At 37.9% G+C, this 19,851-nt stretch carries 16 protein-coding genes and 1 pseudogene; 6 read left to right on the plus strand and 11 right to left on the minus strand.

All coding sequences use genetic code 11. The annotated features are described in order from the left end of the window. Positions 1–41: 41 nt before the first annotated feature. Positions 42–857, minus strand: a complete 816-nt coding sequence (gene proC / locus H4J73_RS07505; protein WP_182179610.1) for a pyrroline-5-carboxylate reductase — start codon at positions 855–857, stop codon at positions 42–44. A gap of 104 nt (positions 858–961) precedes the next feature. Then, positions 962–1,642 (minus strand): YggS family pyridoxal phosphate-dependent enzyme, encoded by a 681-nt coding sequence (locus H4J73_RS07510; RefSeq protein ID WP_182179643.1) that lies wholly within the window; start codon positions 1,640–1,642, stop codon positions 962–964. Between the two features lie 67 nt (positions 1,643–1,709). On the opposite strand from H4J73_RS07510, the gene H4J73_RS07515 reads away from it, so the two are divergent. Both H4J73_RS07515 and H4J73_RS07520 read left to right on the plus strand, forming a co-directional pair. Further along, positions 1,710–2,753 (plus strand): type IV pilus twitching motility protein PilT, encoded by a 1,044-nt coding sequence (locus tag H4J73_RS07515; protein ID WP_182179608.1) that lies wholly within the window; start codon positions 1,710–1,712, stop codon positions 2,751–2,753. A gap of 92 nt (positions 2,754–2,845) precedes the next feature. Next, positions 2,846–3,973 carry a PilT/PilU family type 4a pilus ATPase gene (locus tag H4J73_RS07520; RefSeq protein ID WP_182179606.1) on the plus strand — a complete coding sequence of 376 codons (1,128 nt, stop codon included), beginning with the start codon at positions 2,846–2,848 and terminating at the stop codon, positions 3,971–3,973. A 67-nt stretch (positions 3,974–4,040) separates the two neighbouring features. Here H4J73_RS07520 and ruvX read toward each other — a convergent pair whose 3' ends face one another. From ruvX to rsmE, 4 genes are all read right to left on the minus strand, one after another. After that, entirely contained in the window at positions 4,041–4,475 is a 435-nt protein-coding gene (gene ruvX, locus H4J73_RS07525; protein WP_182179604.1) for a Holliday junction resolvase RuvX, read from the minus strand. Between the two features lie 19 nt (positions 4,476–4,494). Next, positions 4,495–5,049, minus strand: a complete 555-nt coding sequence (locus H4J73_RS07530; protein ID WP_182179602.1) for a YqgE/AlgH family protein — start codon at positions 5,047–5,049, stop codon at positions 4,495–4,497. A gap of 146 nt (positions 5,050–5,195) precedes the next feature. Continuing rightward, positions 5,196–6,152 (minus strand): glutathione synthase, encoded by a 957-nt coding sequence (gene gshB / locus H4J73_RS07535; RefSeq protein WP_182179600.1) that lies wholly within the window; start codon positions 6,150–6,152, stop codon positions 5,196–5,198. A gap of 69 nt (positions 6,153–6,221) precedes the next feature. After that, on the minus strand, positions 6,222–6,983 hold the full coding sequence (rsmE, locus tag H4J73_RS07540) for a 16S rRNA (uracil(1498)-N(3))-methyltransferase (RefSeq protein ID WP_182179598.1): 762 nt from the start codon (positions 6,981–6,983) through the stop codon (positions 6,222–6,224). 240 nt (positions 6,984–7,223) lie between these two features. On the opposite strand from rsmE, the gene H4J73_RS07545 reads away from it, so the two are divergent. From H4J73_RS07545 to H4J73_RS07555, 3 genes are all read left to right on the plus strand, one after another. Then, positions 7,224–8,402, plus strand: a complete 1,179-nt coding sequence (locus H4J73_RS07545) for an efflux RND transporter periplasmic adaptor subunit (RefSeq protein ID WP_182179596.1) — start codon at positions 7,224–7,226, stop codon at positions 8,400–8,402. A gap of 9 nt (positions 8,403–8,411) precedes the next feature. After that, a complete protein-coding gene (locus H4J73_RS07550) occupies positions 8,412–11,519 on the plus strand; it encodes an efflux RND transporter permease subunit (RefSeq protein ID WP_182179595.1) in 3,108 nt (1,035 codons plus the stop codon). 271 nt (positions 11,520–11,790) lie between these two features. Then, positions 11,791–12,768 carry a rhodanese-related sulfurtransferase gene (locus H4J73_RS07555; RefSeq protein ID WP_182179593.1) on the plus strand — a complete coding sequence of 326 codons (978 nt, stop codon included), beginning with the start codon at positions 11,791–11,793 and terminating at the stop codon, positions 12,766–12,768. A 264-nt stretch (positions 12,769–13,032) separates the two neighbouring features. On the opposite strand, the gene metK is transcribed toward H4J73_RS07555, so the two are convergent. The 3 genes from metK to H4J73_RS07570 all read right to left on the minus strand — a co-directional run bounded on the left by metK (position 13,033) and on the right by H4J73_RS07570 (position 16,035). After that, complete coding sequence (gene metK, locus H4J73_RS07560; RefSeq protein ID WP_182180911.1) at positions 13,033–14,220, minus strand: methionine adenosyltransferase; 1,188 nt, start codon at positions 14,218–14,220, stop codon at positions 13,033–13,035. 131 nt (positions 14,221–14,351) lie between these two features. Then, on the minus strand, positions 14,352–15,203 hold the full coding sequence (gene murI, locus H4J73_RS07565; protein ID WP_182180910.1) for a glutamate racemase: 852 nt from the start codon (positions 15,201–15,203) through the stop codon (positions 14,352–14,354). 94 nt (positions 15,204–15,297) lie between these two features. Then, positions 15,298–16,035, minus strand: a complete 738-nt coding sequence (locus tag H4J73_RS07570; protein ID WP_182180909.1) for an ABC transporter substrate-binding protein — start codon at positions 16,033–16,035, stop codon at positions 15,298–15,300. A gap of 129 nt (positions 16,036–16,164) precedes the next feature. Here H4J73_RS07570 and H4J73_RS07575 point away from each other — a divergent pair. Continuing rightward, positions 16,165–16,767 (plus strand): annotated as a pseudogene (locus tag H4J73_RS07575) (MFS transporter); the annotation flags it as partial. Between the two features lie 302 nt (positions 16,768–17,069). Here H4J73_RS07575 and H4J73_RS07580 read toward each other — a convergent pair. Together H4J73_RS07580 and H4J73_RS07585 are read right to left on the minus strand one after the other, a co-directional pair. Further along, on the minus strand, positions 17,070–18,215 hold the full coding sequence (locus H4J73_RS07580) for an ABC transporter ATP-binding protein (RefSeq protein WP_182180907.1): 1,146 nt from the start codon (positions 18,213–18,215) through the stop codon (positions 17,070–17,072). After that, positions 18,216–19,844, minus strand: coding sequence for an iron ABC transporter permease (locus H4J73_RS07585; RefSeq protein WP_259366560.1), 1,629 nt, complete (start codon positions 19,842–19,844; stop codon positions 18,216–18,218). Positions 19,845–19,851: the final 7 nt, after the last annotated feature.

The following is a 19,851-nucleotide window of genomic DNA, read 5'->3' on the forward strand; positions in this document are numbered from 1 at the left end:
TACTTCTCCAAAACTTAATAATTGATAAAACTCAAAATGGGTTAAACGTTATTTTGCGCCATTTCTTTAGCGCGGTGCAATGCACTATTCATCGCATTTGTTACTATTTTTTCCAAGCCATCATCAATAAAAGAATTGATAGCGGCGTTGGTTGTACCACCTTTTGAGGTAACCTTAGCGCGTAATTCGCTAATGGGTAAGTCGGTGTTAACAACCATTTGTGCAGCACCTAAAGCGGTTTGCTGTACTAACTCGCGGCTTTCTTTTGCCGTAAATCCTAAAGCTAATGCTTGTTTTTCCATTGCTTCCATAAACAAAAAGAAATAGGCAGGGGCTGAACCAGAAACAGCAATAATGTGATCAATTTCATCCTCAGTGGCTAACCACTTTATAATACCCACCGAACTCATTAGCTCTTCGGCAATTTTCTTTTGTGGGGCAGTAACATTTTCGTCGGCATATAAACCAGTAACACCTAAACCAATCTGCGAGGGGGTATTGGGCATAGTACGAATAATGCCACAAGGTTTAGCTAAGGCTTTTTGCATTTGATCAACGGTGCAACCAGCAGCAACGGAAATAAAGCACTTGTTGCTAATATCAATTTCTTGGCTGATTTTTTGACAAACATCAGCAATAAAGTGAGGTTTAACACCAAGTACAATAAAATCTGCAAAATTAGCCGCAACGATATTGTCTGCTGTTTCTTTAATACCAAGTTGCTCTTGTAAAGCCAGTCGTTTTTCAGGTGAAGGATTTGATACGATGATATCTTGTGCGGCAAAGCCTGTTTTTACTAAGCCAGAAATAATTGCGCCATTCATGTTACCAGCGCCAATAAAAGCAATTTTTGTCATGGAATACCTGTGGTCAATATGTGATGAAGAAAAGTGTTAAAACGTTTTTACTATTGTAACTAATTATACTGAACTAAAGTGAAATAGATTGTATCCCAAGATAATTATTTATCTTTTCTTGCGCCAAAAATAGCAGACCCCACTCTTACCATCGTAGCACCTTTAGCAATTGCCGCGGTTAAGTCGCCTGACATGCCCATCGACAAAGTATCAATACTGGAATGCGCTTCTTTAAATTGAATAAAAAGTTGCTGCATCTTTTCAAAACTTTGTTCTGAGGCATTTTTTTCAGGGATGGCCATTAAGCCGCGTAACGTTAAATGTTCACAGTGATCAATAAATTCAACAAGTGCTTTAAGATCTTCAATAGCGACACCTGACTTGCTTTCTTCGCCGCTAATATTGACTTGTAAACAAACGTTGAGGGGAGTATCTTGGCTAGACCTATGATCATTAAGGCGTTTTGCTATTTTAATGCGGTCAATACTGTGTACCCAATCAAAATTTTCGGCAATTAATCGCGTTTTGTTTGATTGTATAGGGCCGATAAAATGCCAAGTAATACCGGACAAACTTTGTAGCTCTGCTATTTTTTCAACCGCTTCTTGAATATAGCTTTCGCCAAATTCTCTTTGTCCAGCCAAATAAGCTTGTTCAATCATGGCACTGGTTTTAGTTTTACTTACTGCGAGTAAGGTAACCTGTGAAGTTGCACGCTCTGCCTGCTGGCAAGCATTAAAAATTTGCAGATTTATCTTAGCAAGATTATCTTTAATGGGTGTCATATTGTTTTGTGTCAATTTAGTTTCAACTTACTTTATATTATAAAAAATAATTATTAAGAGGTCTTTTATGGATATTACCGAATTACTTGCCTTTAGTGTGGAAAATAATGCATCTGATCTACATTTATCTGCAGGCACTCCGCCTTCAATTCGTGTTGATGGTGACGTACGTAAACTCAATATCCCAGCATTCGACGAGAAAGATGTTAATGCACTTGTCTATGATATTATGAATGATCGCCAACGCAAAGAGTATGAAGAAAAGTTAGAAGTCGATTTTTCTTTTGAAGTGCCTAATTTAGCACGTTTTCGTGTTAATGCTTTTAATCAAAATAGGGGGCCTGCCGCCGTATTTCGTACTATTCCGAGTAAAATATTATCGCTTGATGATCTAGGATGCCCAGATATATTCCGTGAAATTTCAGATATACCGCGTGGCTTAGTTTTAGTGACGGGCCCAACAGGTTCGGGTAAATCAACCACCTTAGCGGCTATGGTTGATTATATTAATAATAACAAACATGATCACATTCTTACCATTGAAGACCCTATCGAATTTGTTCATGAAAACAAAAAATGTTTAATTAACCAACGTGAAGTACATCGCGATACGCTTAGTTTTGAAGCCGCGCTTCGTAGTGCATTGCGTGAAGATCCCGATGTTATACTTGTGGGTGAAATGCGTGATTTAGAGACGATTCGCTTAGCAATGACGGCAGCAGAAACTGGTCATTTAGTCTTCGGTACCTTACATACAACCTCAGCACCAAAAACCATCGATCGTATCATTGATGTTTTCCCCGGTGAAGAGAAATCTATGGTGCGTTCAATGTTGTCTGAATCACTTCGCGCAGTTATTTCACAAACCTTAATTAAAAAAGTGGGGGGTGGTCGTGTTGCCGCTCATGAGATCATGCTGGGCGTTCCTGCAATAAGAAACTTAATTCGCGAAGACAAAATAGCGCAAATGTACAGTGCGATTCAAACAGGTATGTCTCATGGTATGCAAACTATGGATCAGTGTCTACAAGGTCTAGTGAATAGAGGCCTGATAACTAAACAAGATGCGATGGAAAAAGCGGTTGATAAAAATCAATTTAGAGGTTTTTAATTGTTAATGAAGCTTTTGTCGAATGTTATTTAAAGAGTAGAAGCTTCAATTGTATTCCCCAAGTTACGGTAAAAATGATAAGAGATACAAAAATGAATTTTCATGATTTATTACAAAAAATGGTAAAAGAAGATGCTTCTGATATGTTTGTTACCGCCAAACTTGCCGTAAGCGCAAAAATAAATGGCGAGTTGCAAGCAATCGATGACCATCTTTTAACAAGCGATGAATCGTTAGCGCTTGTTCATAATGCAATGAACGATAAACAGAAAAAACAATTTAACGAAGAAAAAGAATGTAATTTTGCTATTTCTATCGATGATATTGGCCGTTTTCGTATTTCAGCCTTTTGGCAGCGCGACATGGCAGGTATGGTTGTTCGCCGTATTGTGACAGAAATCCCCGATGCTGATGAATTAGGTTTACCATCGATTTTAAAAGATGTCGTGATGTCGAAGCGCGGTTTAGTCCTTTTTGTTGGTGGTACAGGTACGGGTAAATCAACATCAATGGCTTCATTGATCGGCTATCGTAATAAAAATTCACGTGGGCATATTCTTACTATTGAAGACCCAGTAGAATTTGTTCATGAACATGCTCGTTGTATGGTTACTCAACGCGAGGTTGGTTTAGACACTGAAAGCTTCGATGCCGCATTAAAAAGCTCACTACGCCAAGCCCCCGATGTAATTTTAATTGGTGAAATTCGTAACCAAGAAACCATGGAACATGCCTTAAGCTTTGCTGAGACAGGACATCTATGTATTGCAACATTGCACGCAAATAATGCTAACCAAGCGATAGACCGTATTATGCATTTAGTGCCGGCAGACCAACATGGCAAATTGTTATTTGATTTAGCCTTAAATTTACGTGGTATTATTGCCCAGCAATTAATTCCTACGCGTGATGGTCAGGGACGTGTTGCCGCCATTGAAATTCTACTTAATTCACCTTATATCGCTGAGCTCATTAAAAAAGGTGATATTGGTAGTATTAAAGAAGTGATGGAAAAATCGAAAGAACTCGGTATGCAAACGTTTGATGGTGCTTTGTTTGAATTATATAATAAAGGTTTGATCAATTATGCTGACGCTTTACACCATGCTGATTCACCAAATGATTTACGCTTGATGATAAAATTACGCAGTAATGAGCAAGGTGGAACAGGTGCATTAAGTGGTGTGACGCTAGATGGTTTAGACCCTAAAGATATTTAGTTAATGATAAACATGGTAGGTTGTTACAAAAAAGTCACAACAAATGTAATAACCTACCATTAATTATCTACTGATAAAGCGTTTCAAAATAACTTTCAATAATTAATCTTGCTGACTCAGCATCGATATTATCTTTTTTTAAATTACGATAACCGCCAGCTGCAAATAATCTTTCTTTTGCATCGGCTGTGGTTAAACGTTCGTCTTGAAACTCTACGTTTAATGCAAACTTACTCGACAAGCGATTGCCGAATTTTTTCGCATCAAGGGTTAACTGTTGTTCACTACCATCCATATTTAATGGTAAACCAACGACTAAATAGTCAGGTTGCCATTCCTTAATGAATTTCGTTAATTCCATTTCGTTAGGGATACCGTCTTTGGCTTTGACAGAGCCCAAAGGTGAAGCGCTTCCCGTAAGCTCTTGACCAACAGCAACGCCAATATATTTTTTACCAAAATCAAAACCTAAAACGGTACGTTGGCCAACATTTTTTGACACTTATTCTTCCTTAATAGTTTTATGCATGACCAATATCGGATGATAAATGGGCCATATCAATACCTAGCTTTTCAGTGGCTTTTTTCCAGCGTTGTTCAATGGGAGTATTAAAAACAATATCACCATCTGCGGGAGTTAAAAGCCAAGCGTTATTTTTTAGTTCTTCTTCTAGTTGTCCGGGGCCCCAACCAGCATAACCTAATGTGACCATATATTTTTCAGGCGCTTCTTCGGTACCTAGCGCCATTAAAATATCTTTAGAGGTCGTTATCATCACCTCTTTACTGAGTGATAACGATTGTTTCCAGCAACTTTGTGGACTATGTAAAACAAAGCCTCGGTCTTGAGATACTGGACCTCCAGTTAACACTTGTTGGCCTAATTCAGGTGCTTCTTCTTTTTTAGCATCTATTTGGACGAGCAACTCGTTTAAAGTAACGTTAACGGGTAAGTTAATAATAAGCCCCATGGCACCTTCTTCATTATGTTCACAAATATAGGTCACGGTTTTATTAAAATATGCATCGTCTAATGCAGGCATTGCGATTAAAAGTTGATTTTCTAAGCTTTCCATACCTTCACCTTTTTACATCTTAAGTTTAAAAAAAACTCTATGCATCATTGTTTTTATAGAGGTATGGTAACCCTTTACTTTAAAGGGTTACCGCTAGTAAGAGACTCATAACTTTATTTTGGTGATAAAGAGTATAACTAAAAGGCTTATACTCTAGGGCGAATATTTTCTTCTATTGCATCCATTAATTTACCACTGATATTAATAGGATATGCAGCTTCAATTTCTCGGATACAGGTTGGGCTGGTGACATTAATTTCGGTAACTTTGTCACCAATAACATCTAACCCTACAAAGTATAGACCACGTTTCTTTAATTCAGGGGCAATAGTTTCAGCAATTAACCTATCGGTTGCGCTAAGGGGTCTTGCTTCACCACGACCACCGGCAGCTAAGTTACCACGCGTTTCACCTTGTGCAGGGATACGCGCTAGACAATAAGGCATAGGTTCACCATTAACAATAAGGATGCGTTTATCGCCATCTTTAATTTCAGGCATGAACTCTTGCACCATCGCATATTGATTACCATGGTTGGTTAATGTTTCTAAAATAACGCCAACATTCGCATCATTTTCTTTAATTCGGAAAATTGAGGCGCCACCCATTCCATCGAGAGGTTTGATAATAATGTCTTTTTCTTTTTGATGAAATTCACGAATTTTATCATTATTACGTGTCACTAAGGTACGTGGTGTTAAGTCGGCAAACCAAGCGGTAAAAAGTTTTTCATTACAGTCACGAAGGCTTTGAGGTTTATTCACAATTAATGTGCCTTCAACCTCTGCACGCTCAAGCATATAAGTCGCGTAGATAAACTCAGTATCAAAAGGAGGATCTTTACGCATGAGCACCGCGTCAAGTTCTGAAACTGCTATATCGTTTACGTCGTCGAGTTCATACCAATGTTGAGGATCGTCAAAAACTTTCAATTTTTGTGCGGTCGCACGGCATTGTCCTTGGTCAAGGTATAAGTCTTTCATTTCCATGTAATAAATTTCATATCCACGCTTTTGCGCTTCAAACATCATCGCCATAGACGAATCTTTTTTTACATTGACCTGTGAAATAGGGTCCATTACTACGCCAAGTTTAATTGTCATTTATTTTTCCTATATCTTGCAAACAACTCAAATTAATTTCAATTGCACACAATCATTAAAGTATTATTACTAGTTAATATCGCCAAAGCGACATTGCAATGCGGTAATTGCCGTTAATGCTGCTGTTTCTGTTCTTAATATTCTGGGCCCTAATAAAACATCAACAAAAGATGCCTCATTAGCGCGTTTAATTTCATCATCACTTAAGCCGCCTTCAGGGCCAATAAGTAACCGTACACGCTGCTTTGAGTCGGTTATATTTTTTTCTGGCAAATTCATGATGGAATATTGCGCTTTGGGATGTAAGTTTAGTTTTAATGACGCACTTTGTTGAGCGAGCCATGCATCTAAATAAACAGCTGGCATAACAATAGGGACCGAACAACGACCACTTTGTTCACAAGCACCAATCACTATTTTTTGCCATTGGTCTATTTTTTTCTGTAAACGCTCACCCGTCAGCTTTACGCCACAACGTTCAGTAAATAGTGGGGTTATGGTATTAACACCAAGTTCAACCGATTTTTGTAAAGTAAAATCCATTCTATCGCCACGGGAAATACCTTGGCCTAAATGAATGTTTAGCGGTGACTCTACATGCTTCTCTGTGAACGACGTTATAACCACTTGTGCATTTTTTTTATTCACATCAGTGAGTTCAGCTTGATAATCGCCTAGTAAACCGTTATTAAATTCACCGTTGAAAAGGGTTAAGGAATCACCACTCTTTAAACGTAAAACTCTTATGGTATGGCCAAAGGCATCTTCACTTAAGGTGACTGTGTCGCCAATAGAAAAGGATTGTTGTTGATAAATTCTAGGATTGCTCATTTTATTTTATTTTTTATTATCTTAACAAGAAATATAAGGGCGACTTGCACTTATTTCAATTATCATTTTATAAAATAGCTGAAAAACGGCTTTTTAAAATAAACATCGCCTGTTTTAAGTCTTTGATTACCTTTTTTGACTGAATTTACTATGATCAAATGTAATAATAACTTTTTAAGCAGCTTGATTTTTATTAGCTGTTTTCGTTTCCTGCTTATACATCCTAAACGGAGAACATAGATGTTCACAAAACACCTACCATCTTTTCAACCTATTTTATCTCGCGTGAGTCTTTTGTCAGTTATTGCTTTGACTGTTGTTAGTTGTGGACAAGCTGAGCAAGTTAAACAAAAAACGCCGGCTCCTGCCGTTTCTATTTATGAAATTAAAGTAAATGAAATTGGTAGCTATCGTGAATTTTTAGGGCGTTCCGTTGCCTCAAAAGAAGTTGATTTACGTGCTCGCATTGAAGGTGAATTAATAGCACGTCACTTTGATGAAGGTTCTATCGTTGAAAAAGATCAAGTACTACTTAATATTGAACCTGCGGCTTATCAAGCCTCTTTAGAATCTGCAAAAGCAGATTTAGCTAGCAGAGTTGCAGGTGCAGAAGGTGCGGCACGAGATTTAAAACGAGGGCGTGAAGTTGCAGGAGATGGCTATATTTCACAATCTGATCTTGATAAGTTAATCACTAATAACTCCCAAGCAAAAGCGGCGGTGCAGGTGGCTGAGTCCACACTAGAAACAGCTCAATTGAGTTTAAGTTATACCGTGATTAAAGCGCCATTTTCAGGGCGTATTGGTAAAGTTAATTATAGTATTGGTGCCGTTGTGAGCCCAAGCAGTAATACCATCGCGACATTAACTGCAACAGACCCTATTTATGTGAGCTTTCAAGTAGAAGAAAGCGATTATATTTCTTATTTACAAAAAAATACGCATCAGCCTGAAGATTTATCCATTGATATTTCATTACGTTTACCGAACAACACCACCTATGGCGAAAAAGGTTTGCTTATTTTTGCCGATACCAAGATAGACCAGGGTATGGGGACGGTTGAATTACGTGCGAAGTTTAATAACCCTGACGGTATTGTTGTGCCGGGCTTGTTTGTCACCTTAATTATCGAAGGCAAGCAAAAAGAGCAAATGGCGCTAGTCCCTCAAGTTGCCGTTCAAGAAAGCCAACAAGGCAAGTTTGTCCTTGTTGTTAGCGACGATAATAAAGTTGTGCAACGTTTGGTTACTTTAGGGCGAAGAATGAATGCGATGTGGGTCGTTGAATCAGGTCTTAAAGCGAACGAACAAGTGATCATAGAAGGTTTACAAAAAGTAAGAAGTGGCGTTGAAGTCAAGCCAGTTATCAAAAGCATTGACCCGCTTACCGGTACTATTTCTGACCTTTTAATTAAGTAGGACACTCCCATGATCAGTAAAACGTTTATTCATCGACCCAAGTTTGCTTTTGTTATCTCAATTGTTATTACTTTAGCGGGCCTCATTGCGATGGGGATATTGCCCGTTAATATGTACCCACAAATAACACCACCGCAAGTTCAAATAACAGCAGTTTATCCCGGTGCTAGCGCTCAGGTTGTCGAAGAGTCAGTTATTCGCCCCATTGAAGAAAAAATCAATGGTGTTGAAGATATGATGTATATCGAGTCAACAGCTTCAAATAATGGTTCAGCAACTATTACTGTATTTTTCAAGGTGGGTATTGATGACGATATGGCGCAGGTTAATGTGCAAAATCGTGTGGCATTAGCCCAAAGCTCACTGCCATCAGAAGTGACCCGACAAGGGGTAACGGTTAAGAAAAAATCTAGCTCAATGTTAATGGCCATTAATTTATTTTCAAAGCAAGCAGGTATCGACCAACTTTTCTTAAGTAACTATGCGACCAATTCATTAACTGAGCCACTAGGACGTATACCTGGCGTAGCAGAAGCTAGTGTCATGGGGGAAATGACTTACAGCATGCGAGCATGGCTGCGACCTGACCGTATGGCATCATTAGGGGTTACGGTTACCGAGGTAAAACAAGCACTTCAAGAGCAAAATTTAATTGTAGCGGCAGGGAAGTTAGGTGCGAGCCCTTCATTGCCAAATCAACAGTTTGAGTATTCAATTCAAGCAAAAGGGCGATTAAAAACGGTTGAAGAATTTGGACAAACCATCGTAAGAGCTCGTTCTAACGGTAATTTTGTCCGTTTATCTGACATTGCACGTTTAGAACTTGGTTCGCAAAACTATGGTGTTCAAGCACGTTTAAATGGTAATGAAACCGCATTTTTAGTTATCTATCAATTGCCTGGTGCAAACGCAACTGAAGTCGCTCGGTTAGTAAAGTTAGAGATAGAAAAATTATCAGCACGTTTCCCTGATGGACTTGAATATGCTATTCCATACGATACGACTGAATTTATTTCACGTTCTATTGATGAAGTAAAAACGACCTTATTTCAAGCAATAGTTTTAGTTATTCTCGTGGTTTTCTTATTTTTGCAAAACTGGCGAGCGACACTGATCCCAACTATTGCTATACCGGTTTCATTAATTGGTACCTTTGCTTTTATGTTAGTAATGGGATATTCCATTAACACCATTACACTCTTTGGTTTAGTGCTTGCAATAGGGATTGTAGTCGATGATGCCATTATTGTTATTGAAAACGTTGAACGCATTCTTAAAGAAGAAAAACTCGACATAAAAGAAGCGGTGACTAAGGCCATGGAACAGGTTTCAGGGCCAATTATTGCAACCACTTTAGTACTGCTAGCGGTATTTGTTCCTGTCGCCTTTATGCCGGGTATTACTGGCGAATTGTACAAACAATTTTCGGTAACCATCTCATTTGCCGTTATCATTTCGTCTATTAATGCCTTAACGTTAAGCCCAGCTCTTTGTACTGTTTTATTAAGTAAAGAGAATATGAAACCGATCAAGTGGCTGATGCCTTTTGAACGGGGTATTGAAAAAATGACAGGAAGCTATACCACAGGCGTTAACTTCTTATTAAAACGTGCTGCTCGCGTCGGTATTATTGTCGGTGTTTTATTTGTAGCTACAGGGTGGTTAACCACATCGGTACCCACGGGTTTTGTTCCAAGCGAAGACCAAGGTTATGTTTTTCTCGATATCCAATTACCTGATGCGGCTTCAAGTAACAGAACACAGGCACTTATTGATAAAATAACGCCAATGATAAAAGCAGACCCAGCCGTTACTGACGTTATTACTGTCTCAGGTGTTTCGTTATTAGGTGGGGCAGGCTCGAACAATGGTTTAGGTATTATCATGCTAAAAGATTGGGAAGAAAGAACGGAGCCAGCATTAGCACTGCGTGCTGTTATCCAGCGTTTAATGGGGCAACTGTGGACAATGCCAGACGCACAAATAATGATATTTAATCCTCCGCCTATTCCAGGCTTAGGGACAAGTTCGGGTTTTGAATTTAAACTACAAGACAGTGAAGGTCGAAGCCCTAGTGATTTAGCGCAAGTGATGAATGGTCTTATTTATGAGGCAAATCAACGACCTGAATTAACTCGCGTTTTTAGTACTTACCGCGCAAATGTTCCACAATACTTTTTAGAGGTTGATAGAGATAAAGCAAAAGCTCAAGGTGTTGCTTTATCGGATATTTTTATAACGTTACAAGCGCAGTTAGGGTCAATGTACATTAACGATTTCAGCCAGTTTGGGCGAACCTACAGAGTAACCGTTCAAGCTGAAAAAGAGTTCCGTAAAGATCCCTCTGACTTGCGCTACTATTTTGTGCGTAACCAAGACGGTGAAATGGTGCCATTAACGACACTTGCTAAGCTTGAGCCTATTTTAGGTCCTACCAGTATCGGACACTTTAATTTGTACCGTAGCGCAAATATCACTGGCCAAGCATCGAGTGGTCATTCATCAGGTGAGGCGATAGCGATTATGGAAGAATTAGCAGGAAACTTACCCCAAGGCTATATTTTTGAGTGGGCAGGGCAGTCTAAACAAGAAATTGAAGCGGGTAATTTAGCGCCTGTTTTATTTGGCTTAGCGTTGTTGTTTGTTTACTTATTTTTAGTCGCTCAATATGAAAGCTGGACTATCCCCTTTTCTGTCATCGCCGCTGTGCCTTTAGCTTTATTTGGCTCAATGCTGACACTTTATATCTTAGGGATGGAAAACAATATTTATGCGCAGGTAGGGTTAATACTACTGATTGGCTTATCGACTAAAACCGCTATTCTCATTGTTGAATTTGCGATGGAGCTAAGAGCCCAAGGAAAGACGATCATGGAAGCGGCACTTGACGCTGCAAAGTTAAGATTTAGAGCGGTACTGATGACTGCACTCTCTTTTATTTTAGGTGTTATTCCTTTAGTTATGTCGTCTGGTGCAGGAGCCAGTAGCCGAATATTCCTTGGTGTTACTGTACTTTCAGGTATGTTAGCGGCCACTATATTAGGTACGTTGTTAGTGCCATATTTCTATATGGTCATTCAACGACTGCGTGAAGAATTGAAAGGAACAACGAGTTAACTTTAATAACCATTATGATGAGTTAAACGGTTACCTCAATTTTCAAATGACTTTTTACTGCCGTGAAAAGTCATTTTTTTATCCGCTGTGTTACTAAAGAGCTGTGCAAGTAGCGATTCTATCATTTAATCTATTGAAGGAGAGGCTTTATCTAAATTGAGGCTTTTGATAGAATGCGCGTCTTTTGGCCTACACTGATGTTAAGATGTGTTGGCTTTATATTAATCTACAGCTCCGGATTTACGTTCTGGCTGGCTCAATGGGTATTATTATGCAAAACATCACCGTCTGTGCACTTTACAAATTTGTACGCTTAGAAAACTTTGAACAACTTAAAAAACCATTATTGTCTGTTATGTTAAATAACGATGTTAAAGGTACATTATTGCTTGCTAATGAAGGTATTAACGGTACCGTCGCTGGTACACAAAGCAGTATTGATAAGCTCTTAGCGCATTTAGAAACAGATGAGCGTTTAATGAATTTTTCTCATAAATATTCATACGCTGACGAGAATCCTTTTCAACGCAGTAAAGTAAAATTAAAAAAAGAAATTGTGACTATGGGCGTTGAAGGAATTGACCCATTACTGACCGTTGGTACTTATGTAAAACCTAAAGAGTGGAATGCACTTATTGCCGATCCTGAAGTTTTATTGATTGATACACGTAACGATTATGAAATTGAAATAGGCACCTTCAAGAACGCAATAAACCCTAAGACTGAAACCTTTCGTGAATTTCCAGAATATGTTGCACAGCACTTAGACAAGAACAAACATAAAAAAGTAGCGATGTATTGTACTGGTGGTATTCGCTGCGAAAAATCAACCGCTTACTTAAAAGAGCAAGGCTTTGAAGATGTTTATCATCTTGAAGGTGGCGTGCTTAAATATTTAGAGGAAGTTGAGCAAGAGAATTCAATGTGGCAAGGTGAATGTTTTGTTTTTGATGGCCGTGTTGCAGTAGGGCATGGCTTAGAGCAAGGGCAGTACGATCAATGCTTTGCTTGTCGTTACCCGATAACCGAACAAGAAAAGCAAAGTGAGCATTATGTAAAAGGCGTCAGTTGTCATCGTTGTTATGATAAATATACTGACGAACAACGTAGTGGCTTTGCTGAGCGCGAACGCCAAATTAATTTAGCCAGCCAACGTGGTGAAAAACACATTGGTGGACATGTTCAAGATGTTATTGAGCAACGACGTAAAGAAAAAGTAGCCAGTAAAAAAGCGCAGTCGGCTAAATAGTCATAAATTAACCTCATATTTTTCCAATAAAAAAAGCGACTTATTGAGTCGCTTTTTTTATGTTCAGGTGGAACGATGTTGTTGAAACGTTAAAAATTAAAACCCTGTGGCTTTACGAAGCGTGTTGGCTTTATCAGTTCTTTCCCAAGTCAGCTAGGTGAAAGAGTATTATTCGCAATGTTAATGGTTTTATTGCAATAAAAAAGCGACTTATTGAGTCGCTTTTTATGTTTAGTAGGAACGGTGATGTTAAAACGTTAAAAATTAAAACCCAGCGGCTTTACGAAGCGTGTCGGCTTTATCGGTTCTTTCCCAAGTAAAGGCGGTAAAAGTATCATTGCCGACTGTTACTTCAACAGGTTCACGACCAAAATGTCCGTAAGCGGCTGTCATTTGGTACATAGGGTGTAATAAATCAAGCATCTTAGTAATGCCGTAAGGTCGTAAATCAAAATGCTCTCTAACTAACTCAATCAACGTTGCTTCTGATACTTTACCGGTACCAAAGGTTTCAATTGAAATAGATGTTGGCTCAGCAATACCAATGGCATAAGAGATTTGAATTTCACAACGGTCAGCTAAACCGGCAGCAACAATGTTTTTTGCAACATAGCGCCCTGCATAAGCGGCACTGCGGTCAACTTTTGATGGATCTTTACCTGAGAAGGCACCACCACCATGACGAGCCATGCCGCCATAGGTATCAACAATAATTTTACGACCGGTTAAACCACAGTCACCAACGGGGCCACCAATAACAAAACGACCTGTAGGATTAATAAAATATTTAGTGTCTTTAGTTAATAACTCAGCGGGTAAAACCGCTTTGATAATGTTTTCCATCACAGCTTCGTGTAAATCTTCTTGAGAAATCTCTGGGTTATGTTGAGTTGATAAAACAACAGCGTCAATTGCTACGGGTTTATTATCTTCATAAATAAAAGTAACTTGAGACTTTGCATCAGGACGTAACCAAGGTAAGACACCTGACTTACGCACCTCTGCTTGACGCTCTACCAAACGATGAGAATAAAATATAGGTGCAGGCATTAATGTTTCAGTTTCATTGGTTGCATAACCAAACATCAGTCCTTGGTCACCAGCACCTTGATCTTCTGGTTTTACTCGGTCAACACCTTGTGCAATTTCAGGGGACTGTTGGCCAATTAAATTCATAATGCCACAGGTTTCACCATCAAAACCTACGTCAGATGAAGTGTAACCAATATTACTAATAACATTACGAGTAATCGTTTCTAAATCAACCCATGCGGTGGTGGATACTTCACCTGAGATAATTGCTACGCCAGTTTTCACCATCGTTTCACAAGCAACACGAGCATTTTTATCTTTAGCGATAATTGCATCAAGTACAGCATCAGAAATTTGATCGGCGATTTTATCTGGATGACCTTCAGAAACTGATTCAGAAGTGAAAAATTGAGTAGACATAAAACCTCAGGAAAAATTTAATAGTTTAAGATATTTTTTTATTAAAGTTATTCTAACTGCAAGATTAACTATTTTCTAGTTATTTTACGCCTAGAAGGCTAAACGGCCAAAAATAACTGTAAATTGCTTATTTAAAGAGCAGGGAGTTGTTGTAGCGGGATATTTTTACCAAAGAGCACTGACATTAACTGTGCTTGTTCCGGTGATATCTTTGAGCTAAAAAAATGTTGCTGGGAAATCTGTTCATGACTTGCCAGTAACCCCTTAATTTCAAGTTGGCTGGCAAGCTGCTCAGTTACCGGTTGAGCAGTTTCCATAATGGTAATTTTATCACCGACAATATCTTGTATAAGTTGACGAACAAAAGGGTAATGAGTACATCCTAATACGAGGGTATCTATATTACTTTGCAGAAGTGGTCCTAAAAAGGCATTTAGTCTTTTACGGCACTGTTCACTCTCATAAAGACCTTGCTCAATAAGTTCTACTAATCCGGCACAAGGTTGGATATAAATTTCAGCGCCATTCTTATGCTTATTTACTAATGATAAAAAACGCGTATTTACAGCGGTTGCTTCTGTTACTAATAAAGCTATTCTTTTGGTTTTACTGTGAATTGCGGCGGGTTTAATTGCGGGCTCAACCCCTATGATTGGAATTGAAACGCGTAAACGTAGCTGATCAATAGCGCTAACCGTTGCAGTATTACAGGCAACAACAATTGCTTTTACTTGCTGGTCAATTAACCAATCTGCAATTTTATTTACCCGTTCAGTAATATTTGCTGTCGATTTATCACCATAAGGAGCAAATTGGCTATCCGCAACATAAATAATATTTTCATGTGGTAAGTTTTGATGAATACATTTCGCAATCGACAAACCACCAATACCAGAGTCGAAAACACCGATCGTTTGAGAATTTGCTGGAACTGACTTTAAGGGGACTACTGTTTTTTGGGCGACTAACTGATTTTGAGTCATTATATCTGTCGTTAATGAGTAAGGGATTAAATTTGTATTTGTTATATTGATTTTAGTCAAGAAAGTAAAGTGCTCTGATTGTTATTTATTGAATTTAAAGCACATGCCATTTACTTTTGAGCTTATCTAAAATGCCACTGCTTTTAATTTGATGATAAGCATCTATATATTTACTGACAATTTTTTCATCACTGTTAAGACTAAAAGCAAAATATAAATCATGATTAATGACTGATATAGGCATAATTACTTTTAGGTTACTGATATCTAAATTTAATTTACTTGCTCGTACTTTTAAGGTGTTCTTTGTACCCGTAATAATGTCAACCCTATTAAGATATAGCATTTGTAAGCTTTGCTCTGGTGAACCAAGTACATGAAGATAGGGGTATTCATGTCGCTGAAAGTATTGTGCGGTACTTGATGAATTTGCTACGGCTATTTTGTATTTTTTGAGTTGTTGAATATCAGTCATTGATGTTTGGAAGTTTTCTTTTAAGCCCCAAGCGTAAACATCTTCTTTCGTTAATTTCCCACCCCAAATGAATAAATTTTCCCGAGATAAGGTACGAGAGAGTGAAAAAATAAGTGTATTAGGTTGGTTTAAGGCTGTTCTGTAAGCACGTGCCCAAGGCAGTATTTGCAAATCAATATTATCACCGGTAACTTTGAATATTTCTTCCATAACTTCAACTGAAAAGCCGCTTAGCACACTACTTTCTTGGTAGAACTGGTAAGGTGGCAATATTTCGGTGACAACAAGCTGTTCGGCAATACTTGATGAGGTATTACCGAGCAAAAATATAATGATCCAGAGATACTTTACATTCATCAAATATCTAACTTATTTAACAAGAGTTAATAAGCCAAGTATAGAGCAAATTAAGTTTTTGTTCTTCCTTTGCCTTTAAAAATCCAAAGAAACAAATAATAATGACAGTAGAGTAATCAATAAACTACTGTTAGCATCTTAGAGCAAGACAAGTTATTACAATGCCTCATTGTGGCTAATATTTTGTGTATGTTTATTAATGCACAAATGGACTCTTCGTTGATTCAATATTTAACTCGCGCTGAAGTGCCTGATCTTATTTTGCTTATTTCATCGATGATTGTTGCCAATTCACTGTTAATTATTTGCTCTGAGTTTTTTTTGTTGAAAATGATGGCTTCGATGGCCTTAGAAAGTCGTATTCAAATTGGTTTACTGTTACTTGCCGCTTCGCAACTTTGGTTTGCAGTAAACCCACTCGACTTTACCTGGGGATGGATTGGCGCAGTATTAGTGATGAGTTTAGCCGAAGCGATATTATTCCCTACCATGAATGTTCATATTGACCGTTTAGCTCCAGCACATTTACGCGGCGCATACTTTGGTGCAGCATCATTTTATTCTTTAGGCTTCGCTATAGCTCCATTGTTAGGTGGTTTTGTATTAGATCATTTTGGAGGCTTTTGGTTATTCATGACCGCATCACTGCTGTGTTTTGTTGTTATATATTTATATCGAATACTACCTACTTTCAAGCGGCCAAATTTTGATGATGTAGCCTTAGAAAAATAAATGTGAGAACCTTTTTATAAATTAACAGATATAAGGCTATTGGTGCGAGCAAAAAATACCGTGAACCTTTGCTCATGCGAGAGAGTTACCGAAAAATTGGCGGTTAGCTTATGACTTATAATCACCAAAAGTAGATGATTTTTACTTCTGATTTTTATTGAAATAGCGATCCTAACGATTTCCACTATTTCTTATCATCGCTTTAAAATAAACTTAAGTGTGAGTTAAAAGAATTTTTACACTTCATGGTTGCAACATAACCTTAAGATTTAACGTTATTTTGATAGAAATCCCGTTTATAGTTACCCTAAAATATCATCATAACTATTAAAAACTTGATAGTTGTGGCTCTTGATTTTTATCGCTATTTTTTGGCCCAACGCGAATAAACAATTGCTATAAAAGCTCAACTGTTCAAATGATAAAGATAGGTCTTTATCAATACTACTCAGTAAATAGTGAAATCCATGTTCAGTGATAGAGATATTATCAACTTTGACATTATTTTTCTCAAACCCGTCTTCACAATACACAATAGCTTGTGACTTCAATAACAATTGTAGTTTTTGAGGACCCCCTTTGTAGGTAATCATATTTTCTTTTAAAAAAAGATCTTCAGTTGATGGTAATTCTCCAACAGCTGATTGAAATTGGCCATTTATCGCCTTTACAGGTATCCAGCTACCTAATTGCAAAAAATCAGCAACTTGCCAGCTGTTTGGTGAGTGACAAACATCGGCAGGTCTACCTATTTGAAGGATACTTCCCTGATGCATTACTGCAATTTTATCAGCAAAAGTAAAGACTTCGTCTTTGTTATGAGTCACAAATATAGCACTCATTTTTAACTGCTTTAAAATTTGGCGCATTTCTAACATTAATTCATTGCGTAAACGTGCATCAATATTTGAAAAAGGCTCATCAAGTAATAATAAGGTAGGCTGAGGTGCTAATGCTCTAGCAATAGCAACTCTTTGTTGTTGTCCACCGGACAACTGATGTGGAAATCTTGCTTCTAAACCTGTTAACTTAAGTAAGTTGAGCAAATCAGTCATTCGAAATTTCTGTTCACTTTTTGGCAGTTTATTAATTCCAAAGCAGATGTTTTTTTCAACTGATAAATGAGGGAACAATGCATAATCTTGAAAGATCATACCGATATTACGATGTTCAGGAACTACATGCTTAAATGGCGTGATAGTGAGAACATCTTCTTCAACGATTAAATGAGTACTACTTGAATTATTACGCTTTATGTTTAACTCACCCGTACTGGGTGAATTAAAGCCCGCGATAGTATTAAGCAATGTGGTTTTTCCACAACCACTTGGTCCTACTAATCCAAGAATATCACCAAAGTTTAGTGTTAAGTGGGTGTCTAACAATATGACTTTATTCTGTAATTTAACCGAAAGTTGCTTAACGCTTAATAATTCATTTTCGACCATTTACGATAACTCCTTACTTCTGTTGAGCCAAATAATAGGTAATAGGCCTAATAAAACAATTAAAATAGCACTCAAGGCTCCTTGCTCAAGCATTTCGTCTGATATTAATTGATAAATTTGTATACTCAATGTATCAAAATTAAAGGGCCTTAGTAATAATACGGCGGATAGTTCTTTCATTGATTCAACAAATACGAGTAACCATGCTACAAAAATAGAAGGCCTCAGTATTGGCAGGTGTACCTTTTTTAACATTTGACCTAAGCCTACCCCCAAACTTGCAGGAGCAAAATCAATAGAATTAGGTATCTGTTTGATACCACTAGATATTGTTCCATTAGCAATCGCTGAAAAACGAACCACAAAGGCAAATACGACAGCAAAAATAGTGCCAGACAAGACTAAACCGGGTTCTTTAAGCTGAAGATACCTTGCTATATCATTAATAAAATGATCAAGGGGTCCAAAACTAGCCAATAATGCCATTGCTAAAACTGTTCCAGGTACTGCATAACCTATTCCTGATAAACTTGAAGGAAGTATTCGCCATTTATCAAAGCTTAATCGCCGATATAAACTACATAACAGTGCAAATAAAGTGGCAATAGTTGCGGCATAAAATGACACTTCAATACTGTTAAGGCTTGGTGAAATTAAATTTGCTAGCTGAGCCATACTGCTGTATTCAACTGCCATAATAACAAGCAAAGCGAAAGGTAAAAGAAAACCCGCTAAAACCAATGTCCAACAAAAACCGCTAATGAGTAGTTGTTGAAAGAATGATAATGTAATAATTTCAATATGCTGATTAGGCCTATTTGATTGATGATTTTGACCGGCTCTTGCACGTTGTTCACCAACAACCACAAACAGAATTATCAGCATTAATATACTGGCTAAAGCATTTGCTGTTGCTAAGTCACCATAGCCCAGCCAAGTATCATATATAGCTGTAGTCAGTGTATTTACCGCAAAATAATTTACCGTGGCAAAGTCAGCTAAGGTTTCCATAAGGACTAAACTCGCTGATATCGCTATTGCTGGCCGTGCCAGCGGTAAGGCAACTTTTAAAAAGCTTTGTTTTGCTGACAACCCTAATAAACGTCCGGCCCTTAACAAGTTTTGATCTTGTTGCTCAAGTGCAGTACGCGTTAACATATAAACATAAGGAAACAACACTAACGAAATTACAATGGAAGCTCCAGGTAAAGTACGTATATCAAAAAACCAATAATCACTCGGCGACTGCCAATTAAACCAACTACGTAACGCGCGCTGAACGGGTCCTGCGTAATCAAACAGATCAGTATAAAGATAAGCAACTAAATAGGCGGGCATTGCTAAGGGCAATAAAAGTAACCATCTCAGAAAATTTTTACCCAAAACGTTGGTATGAACAATGAAAGCCGCACTCAAAGTACCAAAAATTAAAGACAAAAAAACGACCAACACGCCTAGTACTAGTGTGTTAGTAATATAGTCAGGTAAGACTGTTTGCCAAAGATGAGAAAATAAATCACTTGACGAACTAAAGCTGGCTAATACCATAACTACTACCGGTGTTATGAGTAAAAATACTATGAGCCAGCAGGCACTTCGCCAGATATTATTTTTTAATGGGGCTATCAAGAAATAA

The organism is Colwellia sp. MB3u-41, assembly GCF_014076845.1.
Taxonomy (GTDB): Bacteria; Pseudomonadota; Gammaproteobacteria; order Enterobacterales; family Alteromonadaceae; genus Colwellia_A.

Excerpts from the sequence above, each read along its gene's own strand:
- proC (WP_182179610.1), bottom strand. The coding sequence starts at position 857 with ATGACAAAAATTGCTTTTATTGGCGCTGGTAACATGAATGGCGCAATT.
- H4J73_RS07510 (WP_182179643.1), bottom strand. The coding sequence starts at position 1,642 with ATGACACCCATTAAAGATAATCTTGCTAAGATAAATCTGCAAATTTTT.
- H4J73_RS07515 (WP_182179608.1), top strand. The coding sequence starts at position 1,710 with ATGGATATTACCGAATTACTTGCCTTTAGTGTGGAAAATAATGCATCT.
- H4J73_RS07520 (WP_182179606.1), top strand. The coding sequence starts at position 2,846 with ATGAATTTTCATGATTTATTACAAAAAATGGTAAAAGAAGATGCTTCT.
- H4J73_RS07530 (WP_182179602.1), bottom strand. The coding sequence starts at position 5,049 with ATGGAAAGCTTAGAAAATCAACTTTTAATCGCAATGCCTGCATTAGAC.
- gshB (WP_182179600.1), bottom strand. The coding sequence starts at position 6,152 with ATGACAATTAAACTTGGCGTAGTAATGGACCCTATTTCACAGGTCAAT.
- rsmE (WP_182179598.1), bottom strand. The coding sequence starts at position 6,983 with ATGAGCAATCCTAGAATTTATCAACAACAATCCTTTTCTATTGGCGAC.
- H4J73_RS07545 (WP_182179596.1), top strand. The coding sequence starts at position 7,224 with ATGTTCACAAAACACCTACCATCTTTTCAACCTATTTTATCTCGCGTG.
- H4J73_RS07550 (WP_182179595.1), top strand. The coding sequence starts at position 8,412 with ATGATCAGTAAAACGTTTATTCATCGACCCAAGTTTGCTTTTGTTATC.
- H4J73_RS07555 (WP_182179593.1), top strand. The coding sequence starts at position 11,791 with ATGCAAAACATCACCGTCTGTGCACTTTACAAATTTGTACGCTTAGAA.
- metK (WP_182180911.1), bottom strand. The coding sequence starts at position 14,220 with ATGTCTACTCAATTTTTCACTTCTGAATCAGTTTCTGAAGGTCATCCA.
- murI (WP_182180910.1), bottom strand. The coding sequence starts at position 15,203 with ATGACTCAAAATCAGTTAGTCGCCCAAAAAACAGTAGTCCCCTTAAAG.
- H4J73_RS07570 (WP_182180909.1), bottom strand. The coding sequence starts at position 16,035 with ATGAATGTAAAGTATCTCTGGATCATTATATTTTTGCTCGGTAATACC.
- H4J73_RS07580 (WP_182180907.1), bottom strand. The coding sequence starts at position 18,215 with ATGGTCGAAAATGAATTATTAAGCGTTAAGCAACTTTCGGTTAAATTA.